This window comes from Chromobacterium sp. FG89 (assembly GCF_057808735.1).
Genome location: NZ_JBMDIQ010000027.1, coordinates 13,343 through 35,933, shown reverse-complemented (window position 1 = coordinate 35,933; position 22,591 = coordinate 13,343). Strand labels below are relative to the sequence as shown.

Below are 22,591 nucleotides of genomic sequence, written 5' to 3'. Positions count from 1 at the left end.
TTTCACTTCCCAGCCGCCCCCTTTCCCAGTAATCGCAGAACATGCTCTCCCGACTCGCCCAGCTCCCAATAGAGCCGCGTCATGATTTGCAAACCTTCTCTGGCGATGGACTTCAACATATGTTCGTTAGCACCATGCTGACCACAAGCAGGATAAGAATGAGGAATCCATAAGGTGGGCAGTTGCAAGATATCGGCGAACACCTCGTTCGGCAGCGAGCCGCCGATATTGGGCAGCAAGACCGGTTTTTTCCCGGAAGCTTGTTGAATGATTTGCAAGGCCCATGCCACCAATGGGCTTTCCGGATCAAAACGCGTGGCGAGGGAACTGCTTAGCACTTCAACCTCCACCTGTTCAAAACCATGCGAATCCAAATGCCGGCGCAAATATTGGCCGCAGGCTTGCCAATCCGTGCCGACGACAAAACGCAGTTGGCAAACCGCGGTGGCGCAAGGAGGAATCGCATTGACGGGCTTTGCCGGATCCCCGGCAAGGAAGGACAACACCTCCAGGCTATTCCAGCCATACACTCTCTCCACCGGACTTAAACCAGCCTCGCCCCAGTGCGGGTCAATCGGCGGGTCTCCCGGCTGTGGCTCAAACGGAATATCGCTTAACAGCGCCTTCAGGCCAGCGCTTAGCGCCGGGGGCTTCAAAGCGTTTACCTGGATCTGCCCTTGCTCATTCACCAGGCAGGCGACGGCGTTGGCCAATTGAATGGCGGGGTTGCTCAATAAGCCTCCCCAGTTCCCGGAGTGGTAGGCCTGCTGGCGCGCCTGCAAGCTCAGTCGAAAGTTAATGCTGCCCCTGGAACCCAAAAACAGGGTGGGCCGTTCCGCGCTTAAACGCGGACCATCCGAGGCGATGAAGATATCCGCGGCCAAACGCTGTTGATACTGCCGGCAGATTTCCGCCAGGCCGGGAGAACTGATTTCCTCGCCCATCTCAAACAGGATTTTGCAGTTAAAGCCCAAACGTCCGCCTCTGGCCTGGTACACCTGCTGCAGGGCGGCGAAGTTAATCGTATGCTGGCCCTTGTTGTCGGCGCTGCCTCGGCCATACCATCGGTCGCCTTCTTCAAGCAGCGCCCAAGGCTGCAAGCCCTCGCGCCAATGTTCCGCCTGCCCAAACACCACATCGCCATGCCCATAACACAGCAAGGTTGGCAGGCCATCCCCTTCCTGCCGTTCCGCCAACAAAAACGGGCAATCGGCTTGCACCGGATTGCCGAGTAATTCACACGTAAAACCCATGGCGCTTAAGGCGGGGGCGATTTCAGTTTGCAAATACCGCAGCAAGCTCTCCCTGCCCTGTGGGTTTTGGCTTTCGGTCGCCATCGCCACCCGCCGCGCCAACGCTTGCCGCAACTCACCGCGGTCAAAGAATGCCTGCGCCTGATCGGCGACTTGTTGTCCAGTCATCATGACAATCCTCTCTCTATGGCATCGCCTTGCGCCAAGGAGAGCGCAAGCCGCGCTCGCCCCGCATCCGCCTGTGCCTTCGCATCCAGCTGCGCCAGCCTCGCACGGTAATAGTCAATGTGCTCGCTACGGTGCCGAGGCGGCAGCCCCAAACACAGCCAGTCCTGCACTTGTCGGCGGATCGCCCTTAGGTCATCGACGCAGCACGCATCGGCCAAACCGGTGGCATGACGTTGCTCGCCTCCGCTCAAACTCCAGATCAAGGGCCGATCGCTGGCGTCGTACTCCGCCGTCCCGGCTTCCTGCTCGATCACCGCCGGCCCGTTCAGCCCCAGGCGCGCTTCGCGAGTCAACAGTAAGTAACTGCATAAGCCGGCGGCGATGCCCATGCCGCCAAAACAGCCCACCGGTCCAACGCTAAGCGCGATCACCGGCCGGTAGCGGCGCAGATCGACAATCGCGGCATGGATGTCGGCAATCGCGGCCAAGCCCAAATTGGCTTCCTGCAGTCTGACCCCGCCGGTTTCCAACAACAGCAAGGCCGCCGTCGGCCGGCCATCGCGATTGGCATCGGCGGCCAGTTCCAGCATGCCGGCGATCTTGGCTCCGGACACTTCGCCCAGACTGCCGCCGAGAAAAGCGCCCTCTATCGCCAACGCGACGACTTCATGGCCGTCCAGCCTGCCGCGCGCGGCTACCACGCCGTCATCGGACTGGGCGACGATGCCCTGCTGCTCCAGCCATGGCGACGCCAAGCGCTGAAAGGGATCCAACAATTCACGGACGCTGCCGGGATCCAGCAGTTTGTGCAGCCGCTGACGCGCGCCGCACTCGCTCAGGCTGTCGCGTTGCAGAATGTCAGCAGCGCTCATCGTTTCCTCCTATCTCCCGGCTGGCTGCCAGCGCTTGCTCCAGCCGCAAGCGGATCACTCCGGGACTGGCGCCAAAATCATGAATATCCAAACGGACCGGCGGCCACGCCGTCTCGGCGAACACGCGCTCCAACACCCGCCACCAGATCTGCTCGGTGCCGGCCAAGGCGGTGCTCACCGTAACCAGGGTGTCGCCGGACGGCGCCGGCTCCAGCAATACCTCCAGATCTCCGGACCCCACTACACCGGCCAGCGCGCGCCTAAGGCCATGATTGGCCGTTGCGGGGTAAGAGAATGTGTAGCGTTCCATTCCAGGCCCTCCTTTGCCGGCGCTTGCGCCAGGCCATCCAACATTAAGGTTGCCGCCAGCAAGTCCGCGGCGCCTCCCGGCGATAAACGCCGGCGGCGCAAGCTCTGGTCCAGTTTCAACAAGCGCCGCCATCCCTCCCGGTTGGCGCAGCCTCCGGCCCGCAGTACAGCAGCCGCGCCACCTTGCGCCAACACCAGACCGCGCCGGCCTCCGCGGGCCAATAGGCAGGTATCGTCCAACTGCCGCATGATCGCTAGCAGCGCATCCAGCCGCGCCAGTCCCTCGACGACACCGCGCCGGCGCGCTGCTTGCAGGGCAGGCAGACCATGGTCGATCACCTGCGGAAAGCCGGCAATCGCCTGGCGGCGCGCTCCACCCACCCCATAGCGGGCGCAAACACGCCCTCCCGGCAAGGACAGCGACGGAGGCGCCGCGGGATCCTCTATCCGCGCTAAGCCACCCGCTCTCAACGCCAGGGTCCGCAACGTCAGCCCGGGCCAGGCGGCGGCGGCGGTCACCAGCAGGCCCAAGGCCCAGATCGCGCCGCGATGGGTATTGATGCCGCCGCTGGCGGCCAGCATCGCCGCCTCGGCCTGCCTGCCCGCCAAGCCGATACGGGCGCGCAGCCTCGGCAAGTCGCCGCTCCCTCCTTCTTGCGCCCCCGCCTCCGCCATCGCCAGAAAACCCGGACGCAAGGCCTGAGCCGAACTGCGCAGCAAAGCCCAATCCATGTCTTGATGCGCGCCGCCGCCGCGCTGGTCCACCAAACCCGGCTTGGGCGTCAACGCCGCCTCCGCCAGCAAGGCTGCTACGGCGGCGTCGGCCAGCGCCTCCGGGGACAAACGCCTCGCTCTCCGCTCGGTCCGGCTCGGCATCATCCGCTCCGAAACCGCGCAGGGGGGCGATACAAACCACCGGACCATTCCACCAGCTCGGCCATGCTTTTGGCGGCCAGCCATTCACGGCCGGCCTCGCCAGGAGACACACCCAGATCTTCAGGCAAAGCCACCAGGCCCTGCCTACGCATCCAGGCCCGTTGCGACGGATCGCTGCGCAGTCCTATCGGCGTGACCCCGGCCACTGCCGCAATCATCTGCCGCCGCTGTTCCAGGGACTCCGCGCGGTAGAGATAGGCGATGCCATCCTCGGTCAGCAAATGGGTGACGTCGTCTCCGTAGATCATCACCGGGGCCAAGGCCATGCCGCTGGCGCGGCCCACCGCCAGCGCGTCCAGCGTGTCGACGAAAGTCGGCTGCATGTTTTCCTGGAAAGTCTCCACCATCTGCACCACCAGCTTGCGGCCGCGCTCCAGCATCGGTTCCGGCGCAGGAGGCCGCATGTCCAGCCAGGCCGGCGTGGGGTGGCGGCGACCGCGCGGGTCATGGCCCATATTGGGCGCGCCGCCAAAACCGGCCAGCCGGCCGCGCGTCACCGTGGAGGAGTTGCCGTCGCCGTCGACTTGCAGCGAGGCGCCGATGAACAGATCCACGCCGTACTGGCCGGCCAATTGGCACAGCAGGCGATTGGAGCGCAAAGCGCCGTCGCGGCCGGTGAAGAACACGTCCGGCCGCGCGGCGACATAATCCTCCATGCCCATTTCGCTGCCGAAGCAATGCACGCGGTCGACCCAGCCGCTCTCTATCGCGGGAATCAGCGTCGGGTGCGGGTTCAATGCCCAATGCCGGCAAATCTTCCCCTTCAGTCCCAGACGCTCGCCATAGGTGGGCAGAATCAATTCGATGGCGGCGGTATTGAAGCCGATGCCGTGATTCAGCGACTGCACCTGATGCCGCTGGTAGATGCCGCGGATCGCCAACATCGCCATCAGTACTTGCAAAGGTTTGATGTGCCGCGGATCGCGGGTGAACAAGGGCTCCATGTGGAAGGGCCGGTCCGCCGCCACCACGAAGTCGATCCAATCGCCGGGAATGTCGACGCGCGGCAGATCGGAAACATCGTCGACCACTTGATTGACCTGCGCGATGACGATGCCGTTGCTGAACGCGGTGGCCTCCACCAGAGCCGGCGTGTCTTCGGTGCTGGGACCGGTATAGAGATTGCCGGCGCGGTCGGCGCTGAAACCGGCCACCAAGGCCACATTGGGCCGCAAATCCACCACCAGCCGCGCATACAGCTCGATGTAGGTGTGAACCGCGCCGATCTCCAACAAGCCGTCTTCCAGCAACTGGCTGATGCGCAGGCTTTGCGGCCCGGCAAAAGAAAAATCCAGCCGCCGGGCAATGCCGCGCTCAAACACGTCCAGATGCTCGCTGCGGCTGACGCAGGGCATGATCATGTGCAGATCGCACACCCGTCCCGGCTCCAACTGCGCCAGAGCCCGCGACAGGAAATCAGCCTGCTTCTGGTTATTGCCCTCCAGCACGACCTTGTCGCCCGACTGCAGCAAAACATGCAAAGCGGCAACGATGTCGGCAGCGGCCAACTGCTTGCCCGACGCCATCCCCTTCAAGCGCTCTATCCGCCGCTGCTTGTCCTGCCGCCGCAGTCCCCAATCGCGAGTTTCACTCATGAGGTCCTCCTCCAAGCCCTCACGCAATGCGACTACCATACGGACTTGGCAATGCGGCCATCAATCAAGCACACTGGCGCATCATTACTAATAAGTTAACGATGGGCTTCAGATCACCCGCCTGGAGGTCGCATGTGGACTTATGACGAAGTCACGCTGAAAAAACTGAGCGTGTTCCTGACCTTCATGCGCCTGGGAAACATGAGCCGCACGGCGGAGGCTTTGGGGCAAAGTCCGGTCAGCGTGCACCGCGCCCTGCACTCGCTGGAACAAGCCTTGGCCTGCCCGCTGTTCCAGCGCAGCGGCCGTCGGCTCGTTCCGCTGGAGTCCGCTCAGGCTTTGCTGCTTAGCGCGGAGCGGGCCTTGCTGGAATTGGAGGACGGCGTGCGCCAAACCCGGGAGGCGGCCGGTTTCGGATCGGCCAGGCTGCGAGTGGGCGCCCTGTACTCGCTGACCGCCGGCGCGCTCCCGCATATTTTGGCCGGTCTGAAGACGCGCAGGCCGCAGCTGGCCGTGGATCTGACGCTTGCGTCCAATCAAGAACTGAGGCAGAAGTTGCTTGATGGCGCGCTGGACGCCATCGTCATCGTTGAGCGGGAGCCTAGCACCGGATTGGCGTGCTTAAGCATCCCCATGTTTGAGGACGAAATCTGCTTCGCCGCACCGCTGAACTCACCTTGGAGTCAATTCCAAAGCATTGACTTAGCGACGCTGCGCGGCCTGCCTTTCGTCACCTTGCACGACACCTTTGCCACCGGCCAGGATTTTACCCAGGCTTTTGCGATAGCAGGCATCCAGCCCAATGTGGTGATGCGCGTAGCTGACATTTTTTCGCTGAGCAATCTGGTGTGCGGCGGCATAGGCTATTCCTTGCTGCCACGCCGCGTGGCCTTGTTCGGCCCGCAGTTGCAGTTGATTCCGCTGACCGCTCAGTATCGCCGAACCCAGCGCATTCATTTGCTCATGGCCAGCAAACGCGAACGCGACCCTAATTTGCTGGCGCTTGCGGCGGAATGCCGCCTCTATGGCCGCCATCATTCCCCACAGATTTCACACTCGAACACTAGGGTATAAGCAACAGCCCAATGTCATTTTTGCTATAACTATACGGTATTAAATTTTCCAAATAACCACCAATAGTCACTGACAAGAAATGACATTGCCGTCACAATGTCGCCCCAATCCCGAACTTCGAGCCGTTGACCCGATGACACGCGCGCTGTCGACATTGCTGCTGATGTGCCTGCTCTTGGCCGGCGGCGTCGCGCATGCCGGCTTCCGGACCTTCAGCGAACGGGACGCCGCCGTCTATTGCAGCGCCGACGCCGGCCTGGACATAGACCGCGTCGCCAGCGCCGGCTGGCAGGCGCGTTTCCAGCCGCTGCCGGACGGCAAACTGGCGCGCGGCTACGGGCACGACACCTGCTGGCTGCGGCTCAAGCTGAGCGATGTGCCGCCCCGGCCCTGGCTGGAGCTGATTCCCAGCTATTTGGCGCGGCTAAGCCTGTATCAGCGGCTGCCGGACGGCGGCTGGCAACGGCGGGACATCGGTTCCTGGCGTCCGGTGTCCGCGATGGAGCTGCCGCTGATCGCCGCCAGCTTTTCCCTGCTGCCGCATGAGCAAACGGTCTTCGTCAAAGTCCAGTCGCTGGCCTTGAACGCGCAGCCGCGCCTGTGGAGCGAGGCGGAACTGGCCGCCCACAACAATCAGCGCCTGCTGCAATTGGGTCTGATATACGGCTATATGCTGACCATGGTGCTGATCGCGCTGGCGGCTTGGCTGATCACCCGTCGGGCGCAGCACGCCAAGCTGTTCGGCTACATCCTGGCGGTGGCCTGCCACCGCTTCGCCACCGACGGCATGGCCCGCCTGCTGCTGTTTCCGGAACAGCCCCAGATCGCGCTGCTGTGCAATTACGTCGGTCTGGGCGCCGCCGTCATGCTGGGCTGCGCCTATTTCGCCCATCTGCTGGAGCTGAAGCGTGACTACCCCCGCACCTACCGGCTATACCAGCTGCAGGCCGCCGCCGGCGCCGCCACCGTGCTGTGCGCCTTGTTCTGGCCCTTTGGCCTCGCTTACAGCATTCCGGTCACCCTCTACGCCATCATCGTCATCAATCTGCTGACCCTGCCGGTCTGCTGGCGGCTGTGGCGGCGCAACGACAGCGGCGACCGCCTGATCGCGCTGCATCTGCCCACCAATCTGGCGCTCAACATCCCCGCGCTGCTATTGCATCTGGGACACATCCCCTATCAATCCTGGATCCAGGAATACGGCCGCCTGGCCGATCTGCCACCCATCACCCTGCTCTACATCGGCCTGTTCCTGCGCATGCGCACGCTGGAGCGCGAACGCATCGAGGCGCTGCATCAGGCCAGCCAGGCCCAGGCCGACAGCCTGCGTCAGCGCGAGGCGCGCGAAGAGCAGGCCGATCTGCTGGCGATGATCACCCATGAAATCCGCACCCCTGTGGCCATCATCGACGCCGCCAGCAGCAGCCTGCGCCTGCTGGAAGAGGACGCGCCGGCGCCGCCGGTGCTGGCGCAGCGGCAGGCGCGCCACGAACGCATCCAGCGCGCCTTGCAGCGGATGCAGGAATTGATGCGGCTGGCCGAGCAACACGGCCGCGCCGATGTGAGCGACGCCGGCCTGCACAGCCGCCCGCTGGATTTGCTGGAGCTGACCCGGCGCAGCCTGGAACAACTGGACGCGGACGCGCAGCGGCGCTTCTGGCTGCAAAGCGGCGGCGCGCGCATGCCGCTGTGCGGCGACGACCAATTGCTGACGATGCTGCTGCAGAACCTGATGGAAAACGCCCTGAAATACGCGCACCCGGACACGCCCATCCAGATCGGCGTCCACCGCCTCGCCGACCGCATCGTCTGGCAAATCAGCGACTACGGCCCCGGCATCGCGCCGGGCCAGGAAGAGGCGATTTTCCAGCGCTTCACCCGCTTGGCGGAAACCAGCAACCGCCCCGGCCTGGGACTGGGCCTGCACCTGGCGCGGCGCATCGCCGTCCAACACGGCGGCGAGCTGGGCCTGGACCCTCACTGGCCGCACGGCGCCAGCTTCATCTTGCATCTACCGAAAGCCGCTCATGACGCACATAGCCTTGCTTGAAGACAACCCGGACCTGCGCGAAGAGCTGCTGTTCCAGCTCAAGCGCTGCGGCTACCAGGCCACCGGCCTCGCCTGCGGTCAGGAGCTGGAACGGCATCTGGCCGAACATCCCTGCCGGCTGCTGATACTGGACCTGGGCTTGCCCGATATCGACGGCATGGCGCTGAGCCGGCGGCTGCGCGCCAGCCACCCCGGCCTGGGGCAAGTCATGCTCACCGCGCGCGGCGCGCTGGACGACAAGGTGCAGGGCCTGCAGCAAGGCGCCGACGCCTATCTGGTCAAACCGACGCCGCTGGCGGAATTGCTGGCCACGCTGGCCAGCGTGCTGCGGCGGCTGGACGGCGACGCGGCGGAGCGCGCCGACGGCTGGCGTTACCACGCCGCCAACCGCACGCTGACCGCACCCAACGGCCAGCAGCTGCACCTGACCCATGCGGAACATCAGGTGATGAGCGCGATGCTGCGGCGCGCGCCGGAACCGGCGCACCGTCGCGAACTGGCGGAGGCGCTGGGCGCCAATTATCTGCACTACGACGAACGCAGACTGGAAACCCTGATCAGCCGCCTGCGGCGCAAGCTCAGCGGCATCGCGCCGCAACACAACCCCATCCTGGCGGCCAGGGGCGTTGGCTATGGTTTCAGCGAGCCCTGCCAGCCGCTTTGAGGCGGCAAAAAAAACGCGGCCCGCAATGGGCCGCGCTTGGGCGGAGCAAGAAGGGACGCAGGCTCAGCGGCGGCCGGACTTCTTGCTGTCCCTCTCCTGTTGCCGGGCTTCGCGTTCGGCGGCGCGGATGGCGGCCAATTCCTTGGCGCGCTTTTCCCAGGCCAGCCATTCTTCCGGCCGTTCCAGCGTGATGCGGCCGATATTGCCGTCGCGGAAATCGGTCAGCACGATCTCGGCCGCCTTCTGCACATTGATCTTGCCGCCGGACTGCACCGCGCCGCGCTTGCGGCCTATCATTTCCAGCACCTGCCAATCCTGCTGACCGGCGATGTCGTCCAGCTTGTAGCGCGCGCTCAGCTCCGGCGTGTAGTGCTGCATCAGATACTTGAGCAGCTCCAGCGCCACTTCCTCTTCATCCATCGCGTTGCGGCCCACCGCGCCGCTGGCCGCCAGATTGTAGCCGCCCTCTTCCACCTCGATCTTGGGCCACAGCATGCCCGGGGTGTCGAACAGTTCTACGTCGTCGGCCAGGATGATGCGTTGCTCATTCTTGGTGACGCCGGGCATATTGCCGGTCTTGGCCACCTTGCGGCTGCTCATGCTGTTGATCAGCGTGGACTTGCCCACATTGGGAATGCCGCAGATCAACACCCGCAGCGGCTTTTCCAGGCCGCCGCGCGTCGGCGCCAGCTCGCGGCAGGCGGCCACCAGCTTTTGCGCCGGCGCGCGCTCGCCGGCGTCCATGCCCAGCGCCTGGGTGTTTTTCTTGGCGCGATACCAGTCCAGCCACTGCTGGGTGGCGGCGGCGTCGGCCAGGTCCTGTTTGTTCAGGATCATCAGCCGCGGCTTGCCCTTGGCCATGCGCGCCAGCATGGGATTGGCGCTGGAAGCCGGCAGCCGCGCGTCCAGCATTTCAATGACCACGTCGATGTCTTTCAATCGCTCGGCCACATCCTTGCGGGCCTTGTTCATATGGCCGGGGAACCATTGGATTGCCATGCTTCTAGCGCTTTCTTATCGGATCAAGTAGATAGGTTAGGCCATTATGGTCCAGCTCCTGCATCAATTGCAGCAGGCGGCCAATTTCGCCGGGAGGAAAGCCTTCGCGGGCGAACCAGTTCAGATAGTTGCCGGGCAGGTCGCAGATCAGCGTGCCCTTGTGTTTGCCAAACGGCATGGCCCGGGTCACCAGGCTTTGCAAATCATCGGCTTGCATTGCGCCTCTCGTTCAAACAGCCTGCGCATTGTGCCAAAACCGCGGCCGGCTGGCCATGCCCGCGCCCCTGGCTTGACATGGCGCAAGCGCCGGCCGGGTTTTGCTGGGGGCGGCCAGGCGCGCGGTTTAGCATGTAGGCGGCTTTCAAAAACCAGCGGCTCGCCGGCCGCCCATTTTCCGGTTCGCGCAGAACCTTGCCGGGCGCCGGGCATTGCATATGCCCGCGCCCGCTCTTTTTGTCCGGAGGCCGCTCACTCCGGCATCGGTTTGCCGTCGTTGAAATTCAGGAAACCGCGCACGATGCGGTATACGTACCACACCCAGGTAACGCCCAAAATCACGAAGCCCACCAGGATCCAGGCCAGCGCCACGCCCAACACGGTGCCGAGCAAGGCCCACCAGAAGGTGCGGATCTGCCAGCTGAAATGGCTTTCATAGCGCGTGCCGCGCACATCGTCGCGCTTGACGTAGTTGATGATCACCGCCACCAAGCCGGTCAGGCCGACAAACAGGCTGATTGCCTGCAGGATATAGACCACCAGGGTCAGATTATTCAGTTTGCGTTCGTCTTCTTGCGTGATCACGTCCATGGACATCATGCCTCCCCGGCTCAAAATTTATGCGAAACAATTATCAAGATACCCTAGCCAGCAGCGCTTGCAAGCGCTGTTCGAAATGCCGCGTCAACGCCGCTTCCCCTCTGCCGCCGGCCAGGGCCAGCGCCACCTCGGCGCTGCGGCTCCAGGCCTGCAAGCACGATTCGCCGCCGGCGTCCGCCACCAGAATGGGCAAGGCCGGCGCGAACGGCAGGCCGATCTGTTCCGACCAGGCGCGGCAGCGGCGGTTCGCCAGATCCAGCCGGGCAAAGCTCTCCGCCGTCACCAGCACGTGGCTGAGGCCCAGCAGCAGAATGCGCGCGGCCAGCCAATCCGCCGCGTCGGCCAGCTGCGCCGGCGTCTCCCCGCTCCGTTCGCGCCAGCGTTGCGCGGCCAGCAGCATGGCCATCGCGCGCAACTGCGGCAGCCGGCTTTCCAGCACGCCGCCGTCGCGCCGCGCGGCGGCCATCCACGCGGCGTCCGGCGCCGGGCGGTTGGCGTAGCGTTCGCCGTCGGTCAACACTTTCACCGGAACGGCGTCGCTGGGACACAGCAGGGACCAAGACTGGCGCGCGATTTGCGCGGCATCGCTGACTTCATTCATGGAACGGACCTCCTGGGGTCTGGCCTGGCTTCCGGAGGTCATGTATTTCGGGGAGGAAAAACAAATGCCGCCGGTAGCGCGGCGGCATTTATCGGGAATCTTTACTAGTGCTGGGTCAATCTTTCAGTCCACAGCCATCCCTTGGCGCCGCCGGTGTGCGGTACCAATAAAAATAGCTGTTGAAGAAGGCGAAAGATTGGGTCATGTCGTGCATGCTGCCAACAATAGGCCCGGCTTGTCAAGAAAAACCCCGGAGCATGCTCCGGGGTTTCGCCAGACCATCCCGCTTACATATTGGGATAGTTGGGGCCGCCGCCGCCCTCAGGCACGGTCCAGACGATGTTCTGGGTCGGGTCCTTGATGTCGCAGGTCTTGCAGTGCACGCAGTTCTGCGCGTTGATCTGCAAGCGCGGCTCGCCCTCTTCGCGGCCGACGATCTCATACACCCCGGCCGGGCAGTAGCGTTGTTCCGGCGCGTCGTACTTGGCCAGATTGAACTGCACCGGCACGCTGGCGTCCTTCAGCTTCAGGTGCGGCGGCTGGTCTTCGCCGTGATTGGTGTTGGAAATGAACACCGAGGACAGGCGGTCGAAGGTCAACACCCCGTCCGGCTTGGGATAGGCGATGGGCGCGCACTCGTCGGCCGGCTTCAGGCTCTGATGGTCGGCCTGGTGGTGGCGCAGCGTCCACGGCGCCTTGCCGCGGAACAAAAAGGTGTCCAGCGCCGAATAAATCATCGCCGGCCACAGACCCCAGCGGAACGAGGGCCGGATATTGCGCACCCGGTGCAGTTCCTCGTGCAGCCAGCTTTGCTTGAATTTCTGGCTGTAGGCGGTGGCTTCGCGCGCCGGCTGCTCCTGGCCCAGCAGTTCGAACACCGCTTCCGCCGCCAGCATCGCCGACTGCATCGCGGTATGGGTGCCCTTGATCTTGGGCACGTTGAGGAAGCCGGCGGTGTCGCCCACCAGCAGGCCGCCGGGGAAGGTCAGCCGCGGCAGGCTTTGCAGGCCGCCCTCGGTCAGCGCGCGCGCGCCGTAAGACAGCCGGCGGCCGCCTTCGAACACCTTGCGGATGGCCGGATGGGTCTTGAAGCGCTGGAATTCATCGAACGGCGACAGATAGGGGTTCTGGTAATCCAGGCCGATGACGAAGCCGACCACCACCTGATTATTGTCCAGGTGGTACATGAAGGAGCCGCCGTAGGTGGCGGTGTCCACCGGCCAGCCCACGGTATGGGTGATGCTGCCCGGCTGATGCAGTTCCGGCCGCACCTCCCACAATTCCTTGATGCCGATGCCGTAGGTTTGCGGATCGGCGCCGTCGTGCAGGCGGAAACGCTCGAACAGCGTCTTGGTCAAGGAGCCCCTACAGCCTTCGGCGAAGATGGTCTGCTTGGCCCACAGCTCCATGCCAGGTTGCCAGGCGTCGGTCTTCTCGCCGTCCTTGCCGATGCCCATGTCGCCGGTGGCCACGCCCTTGACCGAGCCGTCCTCGTGATAAAGCACTTCGGCGGCGGCGAAGCCGGGGTAAATTTCCACGCCCAGTTCCTCGGCCTGCTGGCCGAGCCAGCGACAGAAATTGCCGAGGCTGACGATGTAGTTGCCGTGATTGTGCATCTGCGGCGGCGTCGGCAGCTGAATGGATTCGGTTTCGGTCAACAACAGGAAACGGTCGGACTTGGCCTCGGTGTTCAGCGGCGCGCCTTTTTCCTTCCAGTCCGGGATCAGCTCATTGAGCACCCGCGGTTCGATCACCGCGCCGGACAGGATGTGGGCGCCGATTTCCGAGCCCTTCTCCAATAGACAGACGCTGATCTCCCGGCCCTGCTCCGCCGCCAGCTGCTTCAGGCGAATCGCCGCGGTCAGCCCGGAGGGGCCGCCGCCGACGATCACCACATCGTATTCCATGTAATCGCGTTCCACTGCATCTCCTTAATCGCGCGCCGGGTTCAAAAGCCCCGCTACCGCATGCATGTTGCATGGCGCGCGATCAAAAATCAAACAACCGTTTAAAAACTGTCAGACGCCCGACCGCCGGCCGCCCGTCTGACTTCAATCTGTAAAGGCTCACCCTGTTGCAAATGCACATCGCGCTGCGGGAAGGGCAGCTCGATGCCGGCCTTGGCCAGCGCGCCGTCTATCATGTGACGCAGATCGCTGGCCACCAGCACGGAATCGGCGTCGCCGATGTCCAGCCAGTACTCCAGCTCGAACTCCAGCGCGTCGGCGCCGAAGTTGCTGAACAACACCCGCGGCGGCGGCTCCTTGAGCACCAGGCCGTGACGCTCCGCCTCCGCCAGCAATAGATTGCACACCTCGCGCGGCGGGCTGCCGTAAGCCACGCCGATGGCGATTTTCCGGCGAATCCGCCGGTTGCTGTAAGTCCAGTTGGTCACCGCGCTCTCCACGAAGGTGGAGTTGGGGATCAGCGTCTCGATGCCGTCGCCTGCGCGCACCACCGAAGAACGCAGCCCTATGCTGCTGACGGTGCCGCTGATGCCGCCGACCTGGACGAAGTCGCCCACTTTCAGCGGCCGCTCCACCAAGAGCATCACGCCGCTGATCAGGTTCTTCAGCAGGTTCTGAGTGCCGAAGCCGATGCCGATCGCCAGCGCGCCGCCCAGAAAGGCGAACACCGTCAGCGGAATCTTGACCAGATTGAGCGCGAACACCACCAGCAGGGCGATCACGCAGACATAACTCCAGCGCCACCAGATATTGGCGGCGGCCTCGCTGAAGCCCAGCCTATGCGTGGCCAAGCGCCGCAAAGCGCGCAGCAGCGCAGTGCTGGCGGCGTAGCCTATCAGCAGCACCAGGATGGCGCCCAGACTCTTGCCTATGGTCACGCTGCGGGTGGCCTGCACTTTCTGGCCGTTGATCTCCACGCTGTCGTCGGCGCTGAACAGTTCATAATTCCACAGCGCCCGCGCCGCCTGCAACACGCGCTCGCTCAGCCGGCGGGACACCTCCTGCGGCGTGCCCTCCGCCGGCGCGCCGACGTCGAACTCCTGCTGCAACAGCAGAATGCCGGTCAAGGCCGCCTGCACCGGCTGTTGGGCGGCGTTGACGATGTCCAGCCGTTGGCGCAGCAGTTGCAGCATCGCCAGCGCGTGGCCGCCGCCGCGGTCCAGGCCGACTTCATGCTGCACGTCCGCCATCTTGGCCATGGTCAGCTCCGCCTCTTTTTGCAGATAGTCGCGCACCGCGCCCAATTCCTCGCCGGCCTGACGGCTGGCGCTGGCCACCTCGGCAAGATTGGCCGCCTTGCCGGCGTACAACTGGTAGCGGTACTCCCAGATGCCGCCCTCCTGCGAGTTCGCCTCCTGACGGATGCGCATCAGCTGCACCGCGAGGTCGCTATTGTCCAGAGCCTGGCGCTGCTCGACTGTGCGCTGGGTCAAATCCTGTAACAGCGCGGCCTGCGCCGGCGCGTCCTTTTTCTGCTTCAAGGCCGCCAACTGCCGCTCCAGTTCCTCCAGCTCGGCCTTGACCCGGCGGCGGCGCTGCTCGTGCGCGCTCATCTCCCGCTCCAGGCGCAGGCGTTCCTCTCCCAAGCGCCGTTGCACCCCGTCCAGTTCCGCCGGCTGGAAACGGACCTGTTTGCCGACGCCGTCCAGTTGCTTCCGCCACAAGTCCAACTGCGCCTGCAAGGTCTGCTGACGGATGCGCAGCACCTGCCCCAAGGCGTCGAACTGCAGCAATTCCGACGCGCTGATGTCGCGGCGCCAGCGCGCGCCGTCCATCCGCCAGCGCAGCGCCTCGGCCTCGCCGGCCGCGGCCCCTTCCAACTGCTCCCGCGCCTGGCGCAGACTCACCTCGTTGAGCTTGAGGCTGTTGCGCATCGCCTCCTGCATCTGCGACAACATCAGTTGCTGCGCCTGCTGGGTATCCTTTTCCCAGCCGCCGGTCTGCAGGCGGCTGCGCAAGCCCTCCACCAAGGACACCGGATAGGGGCCGGCTTGCGCAAAGCCGCTCCAGCTCCGCAAGGCCTCTTCGGCCTCGGCTTGCTGCCTCAGCCTCTGATCGCGTTCCCCCGCAAGATCCAGCTGCCAGGCGTAAGACGCCACCAAGCGTTCCAGCAAGGCGCGGCGAAACAACAGCTCGCCCGGGGTGACGCCGGCCGGCAACTTGTCCAGCTTGATGGTTTCCAATTGATCCAGCGCCTGCTGCGCCTCGGACAGCTTGTCCGCCACGCTGACCGCGGGCGCCGAAGCCGCCGGCTTGGCCGCGGGTTTGGACGCGGCCGGCAAGGCGGCGTAAGCCCCGGCGCAGGACAAGAACCCGGCAAACAGGCAACAGACGGCAAAGAAGCGGCTCTTCACGCTAGGCATTTCATTGAACAAGCGGTGGACCTTGCCCCGGCGCAGACCGCCGGCGGCAACTCGACGGCGCATTTTCGCACGAATCCGCGCGCGGCACCCAGGCCCAAACCATGCCAAAGGCATTGCCTCGTCTCAGATCACGCCCGCCCCACGCAGGCGGGCAATGTCCTCGGCGCCGTAGCCGGCCTTCTCCAGCAAGGCGTCGGTGTGCTGGCCCAGCCGGGGCGGCGCCTCGCGATATTGCGGCGGCGTGTCCGACAGTTTGATCGGGCAGGCCACCAGGGGCACGGCCTGGCCGTCCAGGCCCGGCAGTTCGATCTGCATCTGACGATGCCGGATTTGCGGATCGGCGAAGGCCTCGTCCACGGTATTGATCGGTCCGCAGGGCACGCCGGCCTGATCCAGCCGCGCCAGCCAGGCGTCGCGCGGCTGAGCCAGAAAGCCGGCGGCCAGCAAGGGCACCAGCTCGTCCCGGTGCGCGACGCGCTGCGGATTGCTGGCGAAACGGGCGTCGTCGGCCAGTTCCGGCCGGCCTATCAGCTCGCACACCGAGCGGAACTGGCGGTCGTTGCCGCAGGCCAGGATGAAGTGGCCGTCGCCGGCGCACTTGAACACTTGGTAGGGCACGATATTGGGATGGGCGTTGCCCAGGCGCGGCGGCACCGCGCCGCCCACCAGCCAGTTCATATTGACGTTGGCCAGCATCGCCAGCGCGCAGTCGAACAAGGCCATATCGATATGCTGGCCGCGCCCGCTGCCTTGCCGCGCCCACAGCGCGGCCTGGATCGCGTTGGCGGCGTAGAGTCCGGTGAACAGGTCGGTGACCGCCACGCCCACCTTGTGCGGCTCTCCGTCGGCCGGGCCGGTGATGCTCATCAGGCCGGACATGCCCTGCACGATGTAGTCGTAGCCGGCCATCTGCGCGTACGGCCCGTCCTGGCCGAAGCCGGTGACCGAGCAATACACCAGCCGCGGGTTGAGTTCGGCCAGGCTGGCGTAGTCCAGCCCGTACTTGGCCAGCCCGCCCACCTTGTAGTTTTCAATCAGCACGTCGGCGTCGGCGGCCAGCCGGCGGACGATCTCCTGCCCCTCCAGCTTGGCGATATCCACGGTCAGCGATTTCTTGCCGCGGTTGGCGCACAGAAAATAGGCCGCGGTGCCGTCCGGCAGGCTGGGCGGCGCCCATTGCCGGGTATCGTCGCCGCAACCCGGGCGCTCCACCTTGATCACTTCCGCGCCCAGGTCGGCCAGCAACTGGCCGGTCCACGGCCCCGCCAATACCCTGGACAAATCCAATACCTTGATGCCTTCCAGCGCGCCCGTCATCTGCGTCTCCCGATACATGCAACCCATCGAAAAAAAGCGGCCCGGCAAGCCGGGCCTCCAAGGACAGACAGGAATAACGGCGCGGCCGGCCTCCCGGCCGCGCCGGCTTATCAGGCAAACGCCTGAATACCGGTCTGGGCTCGGCCCAGAATCAAGGCATGCACATCGTGCGTGCCTTCGTAAGTGTTGACCGCCTCCAGGTTCATCACATGGCGGATCACGTGGAATTCGTCGGCGATGCCGTTGCCCCCGTGCATATCGCGCGACAGCCGGGCGATGTCCAGCGCCTTGCCGCAGTTGTTGCGCTTGATCAGCGAGATCATTTCCGGCGCGGCCTTGCCTTCGTCCATCAGGCGTCCCACGCGCAGCGCCGCGTGCAGGCCCAGGGCGATCTCGGTCTGCATATTGGCCAGTTTCAGCTGGATCAATTGATTGGCGGCCAGCGGACGGCCGAACTGCTTGCGGTCCAGCGTGTACTGGCGCGCCGCGTGCCAGCAGAATTCGGCGGCGCCCAGCGCGCCCCAGGCGATGCCGTAGCGCGCCTTGTTCAGGCAGCCGAACGGCCCCTTCAAACCCTTGACGCCCGGCAGGATGGCGTCTTCCGGCACCAGCATGTCGTCCATCACGATCTCGCCGGTGATGGAGGCGCGCAGCGAGAACTTGCCGTGGATCTTGGGCGCGGACAGCCCGGCCATGCCCTTCTCCAGCACAAAGCCGCGGATTTCGTCTTCGTCGTCCTTGGCCCAGACCACGAACACATCGGCCTGCGGGCTGTTGGTGATCCACATCTTGCTGCCGTTGAGCAGATAGCCGCCGTCCACTTTGCGCGCCCGCGTCTTCATGCTGGCCGGGTCCGAGCCGGAATCCGGTTCGGTCAGGCCGAAACAGCCCAGCCATTCGCCGCTGGCCAGCCGCGGCAGGTATTTATCCTTCTGCGCGTCCGAGCCGTAAGCCCAGATCGGATGCATCACCAGGCTGGACTGCACGCTCATCGCCGAGCGGTAGCCGGAATCCACCCGCTCCACTTCGCGCGCCACCAGGCCGTAGGCCACGTGGTTGAGGCCGGCGCAGCCATAGCCTTCTATGGTGCAGCCGAGCAGGCCGAGCTCGCCCATCTCGTTGATGATTTCGCGGTCGAAGCGTTCTTCGCGGTTGGCGCTCAACACCCGCGGAAACAACTTGTCCTGACAGTAGTCATGGGCGCTCTGCTGCACCATGCGTTCTTCTTCGCTCAGGCATTCGGCCAAAAGCAAAGGATCGTCCCAGCTGAACGGCGCGCGACTGGAGGGGGCTGCCATAGGTTCTGTCTCCGCGTTACTTGTTCCGCATTGCGGAACTTGGTTTCACATTGCAGAATAGGCTAATCGTCGCCTGGACGGATGTAAAGCGTTTTTGCGAAACTCGACGCCCGCCCCCGGCGCGCAACCCAAGCGGAGGCTCACGAGACAAGATGGATTCAATGGATTTGGAAACGGACAAGGACAGGCTGTTCGTCACCGCGCTGGCGCGCGGACTGGAAGTGCTGGCGGCGTTTCGCCCCGGCGAACTGGCGCTGTCCAATCAGGAGCTGGCCAAACGCACCGGCCTGCCCAAATCAACAGTGTCGCGTTTGAGCTACACTCTGACCCGCCTGGGCTATCTGGCGCAGGACGAAGCCAGCGGCCACTACCGGCTGGGACTGGCGGTGCTGGCCTTGGGCTCCACGGTGCTCGCCAGCTACGACATCCGCCAGATCGCCGGGCCGCTGATGCGCGAGTTCGCGCTGGAGCAAGGCCTGTCCATCAGCCTGGCGCTGCGCGACGGCAGCGATATGGTGTATCTGGAAACCTGCCGCAGCCCGGCCCGCATCTCGGTGCAATTGACCGTGGGCTCGCGGGTGCCCTTGGCCACCACCGCCATCGGCCGCGCTTATTACGCCGGCTTGCCGGCGGCGGAGCAGCTCAAGCTGCAAGCGCAGCTGGCCGCGCGCTACGGCGCGGAGTGGCCGGAAATAGGCGCGCGCCTGGAGGAAGCCCGCCAGGCCTATCTGCGCCAGGGTTATTCAGCGTCTTTCGGAGAATACGAACCGGATGTGATGGCCGTGGGCGTGCACTTGGCCGTGCCCGGTCAGGCGCCGATGGCCTTGAACGCCAGCGGCCCGGCCTTCGCCTTGAGCGAAGGCGCGATGCGCGAACGCATCGCGCCGGCCTTGAAGGCCTTGCGTCAGCGGCTGGCGCCGCTGGGCTGAGCGCGCGGCTCCGTTCGCCGGGCTCAGGCGGACTGGATGTAATGGACCAGGTGGTTGATCACCTGCTCCTGCTCTTCGATGGTGGCGCGCACCAGGTCGCCGATCGACAACATGCCCATCACGTCGCTGCCTTCCAACACCGGCAGGTGGCGAATGCGCTTTTCCGTCATCAGGCCCATGCAGTCGTCCAGCGTCTGGCTGGGCGTCACGTAGACCACGCGGCTGGTCATGATGTCGCGCACCTTGGTGCCGGCCGAGGTGCGGCCCTGCAATACGATGCGCCGCGCGTAGTCTCGCTCGGAGAAGATGCCGACGATGCCGCCCTCCTCCATCACCAGCACCGCGCCGATGTCGTTTTCCGCCATCACCTGCAAGGCCTGGAACACCGTGCTGTCCGGGTTCACGTAGACCAAGGCTCGGTTTGGCTTGCTGTCCAACAACTGTCTTACCGTTTGCATGCATGTCCCCTTTCAAACCGGCAATCCGGCCGTTCCCGTGGCCCCGCCCGCCGCTTGGCGACGCGGACGAGCGCCTACCAATCCACTATAGCGCAGGCTGCGGCGCCTCGGTAAGCGCGCGGCGCCCAGCCGGGGCGGAGTCCCGCCTCAAGCCCGGATCATGGTGCCGACGCCGGCGTCGGTCAGGATCTCCAGCAATAGCGCGTGCGGCACGCGGCCATCGATGATGTGCACCGCGTTGACGCCGTTGCGCGCCGCGTCCAAGGCCGAACTGATCTTGGGCAGCATGCCGCCGTGTATGGTGCCGTCGGCGAACAAGCCGTCCACCTGCTGCGCCGACAGCCCGGTCAACAGCTTGCCGTTCTTGTCGAGCACGCCAGGGGTATTGGTCATCAGCACCAGTTTTTCCGCGCCCAGGGTCTCCGCCAGCTTGCCGGCCACCAGATCCGCGTTGATGTTGTAGGCCTCGCCGTCTTCGCCAACGCCTATCGGCGCCACCACCGGGATGAAGTCCTGACTGTCCAGCAAGGACACCAGCGCCGGATCGATGCTGGAGATTTCGCCCACCTGGCCGATGTCGATCTCATCGTCGGTCTCGGACTTCAAATACATCTTGCTGGCGCGAATGAAATGTCCGTCCTTGCCGGTCAGGCCCACGGCCTTGCCGCCGTGCTTGTTGATCAGAGACACGATCTCCTTGTTCACCAGGCCGCCCAGCACCATTTCCACCAGGTCCATGGTGTCCGAGTCGGTCACGCGCATGCCCTGGATGAACTCGCCCTGCTTGCCAACGCGGTTCAGCAGCTCGTTGATCTGCGGTCCGCCGCCGTGCACCACCACCGGGTTGATGCCCACCAGCTTGAGCAACACCACGTCCTTGGCGAAGCCCTCTTTCAAAGCCGCGTCGGTCATCGCGTTGCCGCCGTACTTGATGACCAGGGTCTTGCCGGCGAAACGGCGGATATAGGGCAGGGCTTCGGCAAGAATCAGGGCTTTTTCTGCTGCGTCGGTCGGCACGGCGTTCTCCATGGTTGCGCCGGCCGTTGCCGGCCGGCGAGATGACGGTTCTGACCCAATGGTCTGATCTGTTGCATTTTAATCAAGCTTGTTAATGAACTGTGATTTATTAATTGCAGAACAACGGCATTATGCAATACAGTCCACATCATTAATGAACCAGAATTCAGCTATATCGCCATGGCCCAAGCCCCCGCCTCGCGCTGGCAGCGCAAAAAAGACGCCCGTCCCAGCGAAATCCTGGACGCCGCGCTGGCCCTGTTCGTAGAGAAAGGCTTCAGCGCCACCAAGATGGAAGACATCGCCCGCGCCGCCGGCGTGACCAAAGGCACGCCCTATCTGTACTTCCAGAACAAGGAAGAAATCTTCAAGGCCATGGTCCGCCACCATCTGTCCAGCCGTCTCGGCGCCTTTGTCGAACTGGAGCAGCAACACACCGGCCCGGTGGGCGAGCTGCTGCAGATTCTGCTGCTCAAATGGTGGGACGAAGTGGGCGCCACGCCCGCCGCCGGCCTGTGCAAGCTGGCCATCGCCGAAGCCACCAATTTTCCGGAGCTGGCGCGCTTCTACACCACGGAAGTGATCTCACCCTGTCTGCGCATGGTCGAGCACATTCTGCGCCGCGGCATGGACAGCGGGGAATTCCGCGTCCTGCCCATCGCCAGCAGCAGCGACGCCCTGCTGGCGCCGCTGGTGATGGCGATGACCTGGGCCCACTCCTTCGCCAAGGTGGTGCCCGATGTCTGCGGCTACTCGCATCAATACTCCCGCGCGCACCTGAGCGAAGCCCTGCAGTTGGTGCTGCAGGGCCTGAAGAATCCCACCTACGAGAATTGACATGAAAACTGCCGCTCATTGCCTCTGGCTGGGCATCGCCAGCCTGACCCTCGCCGCCTGCAGCAAGCCGGAGGCGCCGCCGGAAGCGCCGCGCCCGGTCCGCTACGTGGTGGCCGGCGCCGCCGCCCAGCAGCAGGGCGACAGCTACGCCGGCGAAATCCGCGCCCGCCACGAGACCAATCTGGCCTTCCGCGTGGCCGGCAAGGTGGTGGCCAAGCTGGCCAATAGCGGCGACCGGGTGAAGAAAGGCCAGACGCTGGCGCGGCTGGACCCCAGCGACTACGCGCTGGACCTGTCGGCCAAACAAGCTCAACTGGCCGCCGCGCAGTCCGATCTCGGCCAGCAGGAGCTGAATCTGAAACGCTACCGCGAGCTGCTGGCCAAGCAGTTCGTCAGCCAGTCCCAGGTGGACGGCCAGCAAAACGCGGTCAACGCCGCCCGCGCCAAGGTGGACCAGGCCAGGGCCCAGCTGGCGGCCAGCCGCAATCAGACCGGCTACACCAGCCTGGTGGCGGACGCCGACGGCGTGCTGAGCCAGATGGCCGCCGAGCCCGGCCTGGTGGTGGCCGCCGGCCAGCCGATGGCGCGTCTGTCCCAGGACGGCCCGCGCGAGGCCGCGATCCAGGTGCCGGAAAACGCGCTGGACAAGGTGCGCCGCGCCGGGCGGTTCCAGGTGCGCTTGTGGAACGGCGGCGCGCCGATGACGGGCACGCTGCGCGAACTGGCGGCCGACGCCGACCCGGCCACCCGCACCTATCCGGCGCGCGTCGCCATCGGCGGCGATTCCAGCCGTCTGCAACTGGGGATGACCGCCAGCGTTGCGCTGCCGGACGCCGCCGACTCGCAGATGCGGCTGCCGCTGACCGCGCTGCTGGACGAGCAGGGCAAGCACTATGTCTGGCTGATCGCCGCCAACGGCAAAGTCGCCCGCCGCGCGGTGACGGTCAGCCGCGTCGACGCCGACTCCGCCACCTTGTCCCAGGGCGTGCAAGCGGGCGACAAGATCGTCACCGCCGGCATCCATCTGCTGCGCGACGGCCAGGCCGTGAAACTGTTGGAGCGCTGAGA

General features: G+C 64.8%; 21 protein-coding genes. 6 read left to right on the top strand and 15 right to left on the bottom strand.

Annotated elements, in window-relative coordinates:
• Nucleotides 1–2: 2 nt before the first annotated feature.
• Genes ACODRW_RS20890 through mdcA form a run of 5 tightly spaced genes read right to left on the bottom strand, consistent with a single transcriptional unit; the run spans nt 3 to nt 5,133 of the window.
• A complete protein-coding gene (locus ACODRW_RS20890) occupies nt 3–1,424 on the bottom strand; it encodes a M20 family metallopeptidase (RefSeq protein WP_488906606.1) in 1,422 nt (473 codons plus the stop codon).
• Nucleotides 1,421–2,293, bottom strand: a complete 873-nt coding sequence (locus ACODRW_RS20885; protein WP_488906605.1) for a biotin-independent malonate decarboxylase subunit beta — start codon at nt 2,291–2,293, stop codon at nt 1,421–1,423. The genes ACODRW_RS20890 and ACODRW_RS20885 overlap by 4 nt, the downstream gene beginning before the upstream one ends.
• A complete protein-coding gene (locus ACODRW_RS20880) occupies nt 2,280–2,603 on the bottom strand; it encodes a malonate decarboxylase subunit delta (protein WP_488906604.1) in 324 nt (107 codons plus the stop codon). Before ACODRW_RS20880 ends, ACODRW_RS20885 begins: the two co-directional genes overlap by 14 nt.
• The gene (locus ACODRW_RS20875; protein ID WP_253315073.1) at nt 2,534–3,478 is read right to left on the bottom strand and encodes a triphosphoribosyl-dephospho-CoA synthase; all 945 of its coding nucleotides are present in this window, start codon (nt 3,476–3,478) and stop codon (nt 2,534–2,536) included. The genes ACODRW_RS20880 and ACODRW_RS20875 overlap by 70 nt, the downstream gene beginning before the upstream one ends.
• Entirely contained in the window at nt 3,478–5,133 is a 1,656-nt protein-coding gene (gene mdcA / locus ACODRW_RS20870) for a malonate decarboxylase subunit alpha (protein ID WP_488906603.1), read from the bottom strand. The genes ACODRW_RS20875 and mdcA overlap by 1 nt, the downstream gene beginning before the upstream one ends.
• Nucleotides 5,134–5,265: 132 nt before the next feature.
• On the opposite strand from mdcA, the gene ACODRW_RS20865 reads away from it, so the two are divergent.
• From ACODRW_RS20865 to ACODRW_RS20855, 3 genes are all read left to right on the top strand, one after another.
• Nucleotides 5,266–6,207: a LysR family transcriptional regulator gene (locus ACODRW_RS20865; RefSeq protein WP_488906602.1), complete on the top strand. Its 942-nt coding sequence runs from the start codon at nt 5,266–5,268 to the stop codon at nt 6,205–6,207.
• Nucleotides 6,208–6,340: 133 nt separating this feature from the next.
• Nucleotides 6,341–8,257: a sensor histidine kinase gene (locus ACODRW_RS20860; RefSeq protein ID WP_488906601.1), complete on the top strand. Its 1,917-nt coding sequence runs from the start codon at nt 6,341–6,343 to the stop codon at nt 8,255–8,257.
• The gene (locus ACODRW_RS20855) at nt 8,235–8,921 is read left to right on the top strand and encodes a response regulator transcription factor (protein ID WP_107798057.1); all 687 of its coding nucleotides are present in this window, start codon (nt 8,235–8,237) and stop codon (nt 8,919–8,921) included. The genes ACODRW_RS20860 and ACODRW_RS20855 overlap by 23 nt, the downstream gene beginning before the upstream one ends.
• A gap of 63 nt (nt 8,922–8,984) precedes the next feature.
• Here the strand turns inward: ACODRW_RS20855 and ylqF are convergent, their stop codons facing one another.
• From ylqF to ACODRW_RS20815, 8 genes are all read right to left on the bottom strand, one after another.
• Nucleotides 8,985–9,920 carry a ribosome biogenesis GTPase YlqF gene (gene ylqF / locus ACODRW_RS20850; RefSeq protein WP_107798056.1) on the bottom strand — a complete coding sequence of 312 codons (936 nt, stop codon included), beginning with the start codon at nt 9,918–9,920 and terminating at the stop codon, nt 8,985–8,987.
• 4 nt (nt 9,921–9,924) lie between these two features.
• Nucleotides 9,925–10,137, bottom strand: coding sequence for a DUF3820 family protein (locus ACODRW_RS20845; RefSeq protein ID WP_019100859.1), 213 nt, complete (start codon nt 10,135–10,137; stop codon nt 9,925–9,927).
• A gap of 251 nt (nt 10,138–10,388) precedes the next feature.
• Nucleotides 10,389–10,727 (bottom strand): DUF4870 family protein, encoded by a 339-nt coding sequence (locus tag ACODRW_RS20840; protein ID WP_107801617.1) that lies wholly within the window; start codon nt 10,725–10,727, stop codon nt 10,389–10,391.
• Nucleotides 10,728–10,770: 43 nt separating this feature from the next.
• Complete coding sequence (locus ACODRW_RS20835; protein WP_488906600.1) at nt 10,771–11,337, bottom strand: hypothetical protein; 567 nt, start codon at nt 11,335–11,337, stop codon at nt 10,771–10,773.
• Between the two features lie 287 nt (nt 11,338–11,624).
• Nucleotides 11,625–13,244: an electron transfer flavoprotein-ubiquinone oxidoreductase gene (locus tag ACODRW_RS20830; protein ID WP_227108533.1), complete on the bottom strand. Its 1,620-nt coding sequence runs from the start codon at nt 13,242–13,244 to the stop codon at nt 11,625–11,627.
• Between the two features lie 101 nt (nt 13,245–13,345).
• The gene (locus ACODRW_RS20825) at nt 13,346–15,730 is read right to left on the bottom strand and encodes a mechanosensitive ion channel family protein (protein ID WP_488906599.1); all 2,385 of its coding nucleotides are present in this window, start codon (nt 15,728–15,730) and stop codon (nt 13,346–13,348) included.
• A gap of 60 nt (nt 15,731–15,790) precedes the next feature.
• Complete coding sequence (locus ACODRW_RS20820; RefSeq protein ID WP_488906598.1) at nt 15,791–16,984, bottom strand: CaiB/BaiF CoA transferase family protein; 1,194 nt, start codon at nt 16,982–16,984, stop codon at nt 15,791–15,793.
• Between the two features lie 110 nt (nt 16,985–17,094).
• Entirely contained in the window at nt 17,095–18,282 is a 1,188-nt protein-coding gene (locus ACODRW_RS20815; protein WP_488906597.1) for an acyl-CoA dehydrogenase, read from the bottom strand.
• A 161-nt stretch (nt 18,283–18,443) separates the two neighbouring features.
• On the opposite strand from ACODRW_RS20815, the gene ACODRW_RS20810 reads away from it, so the two are divergent.
• The gene (locus ACODRW_RS20810) at nt 18,444–19,211 is read left to right on the top strand and encodes an IclR family transcriptional regulator (RefSeq protein WP_488906596.1); all 768 of its coding nucleotides are present in this window, start codon (nt 18,444–18,446) and stop codon (nt 19,209–19,211) included.
• A 23-nt stretch (nt 19,212–19,234) separates the two neighbouring features.
• Here ACODRW_RS20810 and ACODRW_RS20805 read toward each other — a convergent pair whose 3' ends face one another.
• On the bottom strand, nt 19,235–19,669 hold the full coding sequence (locus ACODRW_RS20805; RefSeq protein ID WP_048414414.1) for a CBS domain-containing protein: 435 nt from the start codon (nt 19,667–19,669) through the stop codon (nt 19,235–19,237).
• A 147-nt stretch (nt 19,670–19,816) separates the two neighbouring features.
• Complete coding sequence (gene argB / locus ACODRW_RS20800) at nt 19,817–20,698, bottom strand: acetylglutamate kinase (RefSeq protein WP_107798050.1); 882 nt, start codon at nt 20,696–20,698, stop codon at nt 19,817–19,819.
• 168 nt (nt 20,699–20,866) lie between these two features.
• Here argB and ACODRW_RS20795 point away from each other — a divergent pair, with 168 nt between their 5' ends.
• Together ACODRW_RS20795 and ACODRW_RS20790 are read left to right on the top strand one after the other, a co-directional pair.
• Entirely contained in the window at nt 20,867–21,523 is a 657-nt protein-coding gene (locus ACODRW_RS20795) for a TetR/AcrR family transcriptional regulator (protein WP_107798049.1), read from the top strand.
• A gap of 1 nt (nt 21,524) precedes the next feature.
• Complete coding sequence (locus tag ACODRW_RS20790; RefSeq protein WP_488906595.1) at nt 21,525–22,589, top strand: efflux RND transporter periplasmic adaptor subunit; 1,065 nt, start codon at nt 21,525–21,527, stop codon at nt 22,587–22,589.
• Nucleotides 22,590–22,591 lie beyond the last annotated feature (2 nt).

Excerpts from the sequence above, each read along its gene's own strand:
- ACODRW_RS20810 (WP_488906596.1), top strand. The coding sequence starts at position 18,444 with ATGGATTTGGAAACGGACAAGGACAGGCTGTTCGTCACCGCGCTGGCG.
- ACODRW_RS20880 (WP_488906604.1), bottom strand. The coding sequence starts at position 2,603 with ATGGAACGCTACACATTCTCTTACCCCGCAACGGCCAATCATGGCCTT.
- ACODRW_RS20875 (WP_253315073.1), bottom strand. The coding sequence starts at position 3,478 with ATGCCGAGCCGGACCGAGCGGAGAGCGAGGCGTTTGTCCCCGGAGGCG.
- ACODRW_RS20835 (WP_488906600.1), bottom strand. The coding sequence starts at position 11,337 with ATGAATGAAGTCAGCGATGCCGCGCAAATCGCGCGCCAGTCTTGGTCC.
- ACODRW_RS20840 (WP_107801617.1), bottom strand. The coding sequence starts at position 10,727 with ATGGACGTGATCACGCAAGAAGACGAACGCAAACTGAATAATCTGACC.
- ACODRW_RS20830 (WP_227108533.1), bottom strand. The coding sequence starts at position 13,244 with ATGGAATACGATGTGGTGATCGTCGGCGGCGGCCCCTCCGGGCTGACC.
- ACODRW_RS20815 (WP_488906597.1), bottom strand. The coding sequence starts at position 18,282 with ATGGCAGCCCCCTCCAGTCGCGCGCCGTTCAGCTGGGACGATCCTTTG.
- ACODRW_RS20890 (WP_488906606.1), bottom strand. The coding sequence starts at position 1,424 with ATGATGACTGGACAACAAGTCGCCGATCAGGCGCAGGCATTCTTTGAC.
- mdcA (WP_488906603.1), bottom strand. The coding sequence starts at position 5,133 with ATGAGTGAAACTCGCGATTGGGGACTGCGGCGGCAGGACAAGCAGCGG.
- ACODRW_RS20825 (WP_488906599.1), bottom strand. The coding sequence starts at position 15,730 with ATGCGCCGTCGAGTTGCCGCCGGCGGTCTGCGCCGGGGCAAGGTCCAC.
- ACODRW_RS20845 (WP_019100859.1), bottom strand. The coding sequence starts at position 10,137 with ATGCAAGCCGATGATTTGCAAAGCCTGGTGACCCGGGCCATGCCGTTT.
- ACODRW_RS20795 (WP_107798049.1), top strand. The coding sequence starts at position 20,867 with ATGGCCCAAGCCCCCGCCTCGCGCTGGCAGCGCAAAAAAGACGCCCGT.
- ACODRW_RS20820 (WP_488906598.1), bottom strand. The coding sequence starts at position 16,984 with ATGACGGGCGCGCTGGAAGGCATCAAGGTATTGGATTTGTCCAGGGTA.
- ACODRW_RS20805 (WP_048414414.1), bottom strand. The coding sequence starts at position 19,669 with ATGCAAACGGTAAGACAGTTGTTGGACAGCAAGCCAAACCGAGCCTTG.
- ylqF (WP_107798056.1), bottom strand. The coding sequence starts at position 9,920 with ATGGCAATCCAATGGTTCCCCGGCCATATGAACAAGGCCCGCAAGGAT.
- ACODRW_RS20790 (WP_488906595.1), top strand. The coding sequence starts at position 21,525 with ATGAAAACTGCCGCTCATTGCCTCTGGCTGGGCATCGCCAGCCTGACC.
- ACODRW_RS20865 (WP_488906602.1), top strand. The coding sequence starts at position 5,266 with ATGTGGACTTATGACGAAGTCACGCTGAAAAAACTGAGCGTGTTCCTG.
- argB (WP_107798050.1), bottom strand. The coding sequence starts at position 20,698 with ATGGAGAACGCCGTGCCGACCGACGCAGCAGAAAAAGCCCTGATTCTT.
- ACODRW_RS20860 (WP_488906601.1), top strand. The coding sequence starts at position 6,341 with ATGACACGCGCGCTGTCGACATTGCTGCTGATGTGCCTGCTCTTGGCC.
- ACODRW_RS20855 (WP_107798057.1), top strand. The coding sequence starts at position 8,235 with ATGACGCACATAGCCTTGCTTGAAGACAACCCGGACCTGCGCGAAGAG.
- ACODRW_RS20885 (WP_488906605.1), bottom strand. The coding sequence starts at position 2,293 with ATGAGCGCTGCTGACATTCTGCAACGCGACAGCCTGAGCGAGTGCGGC.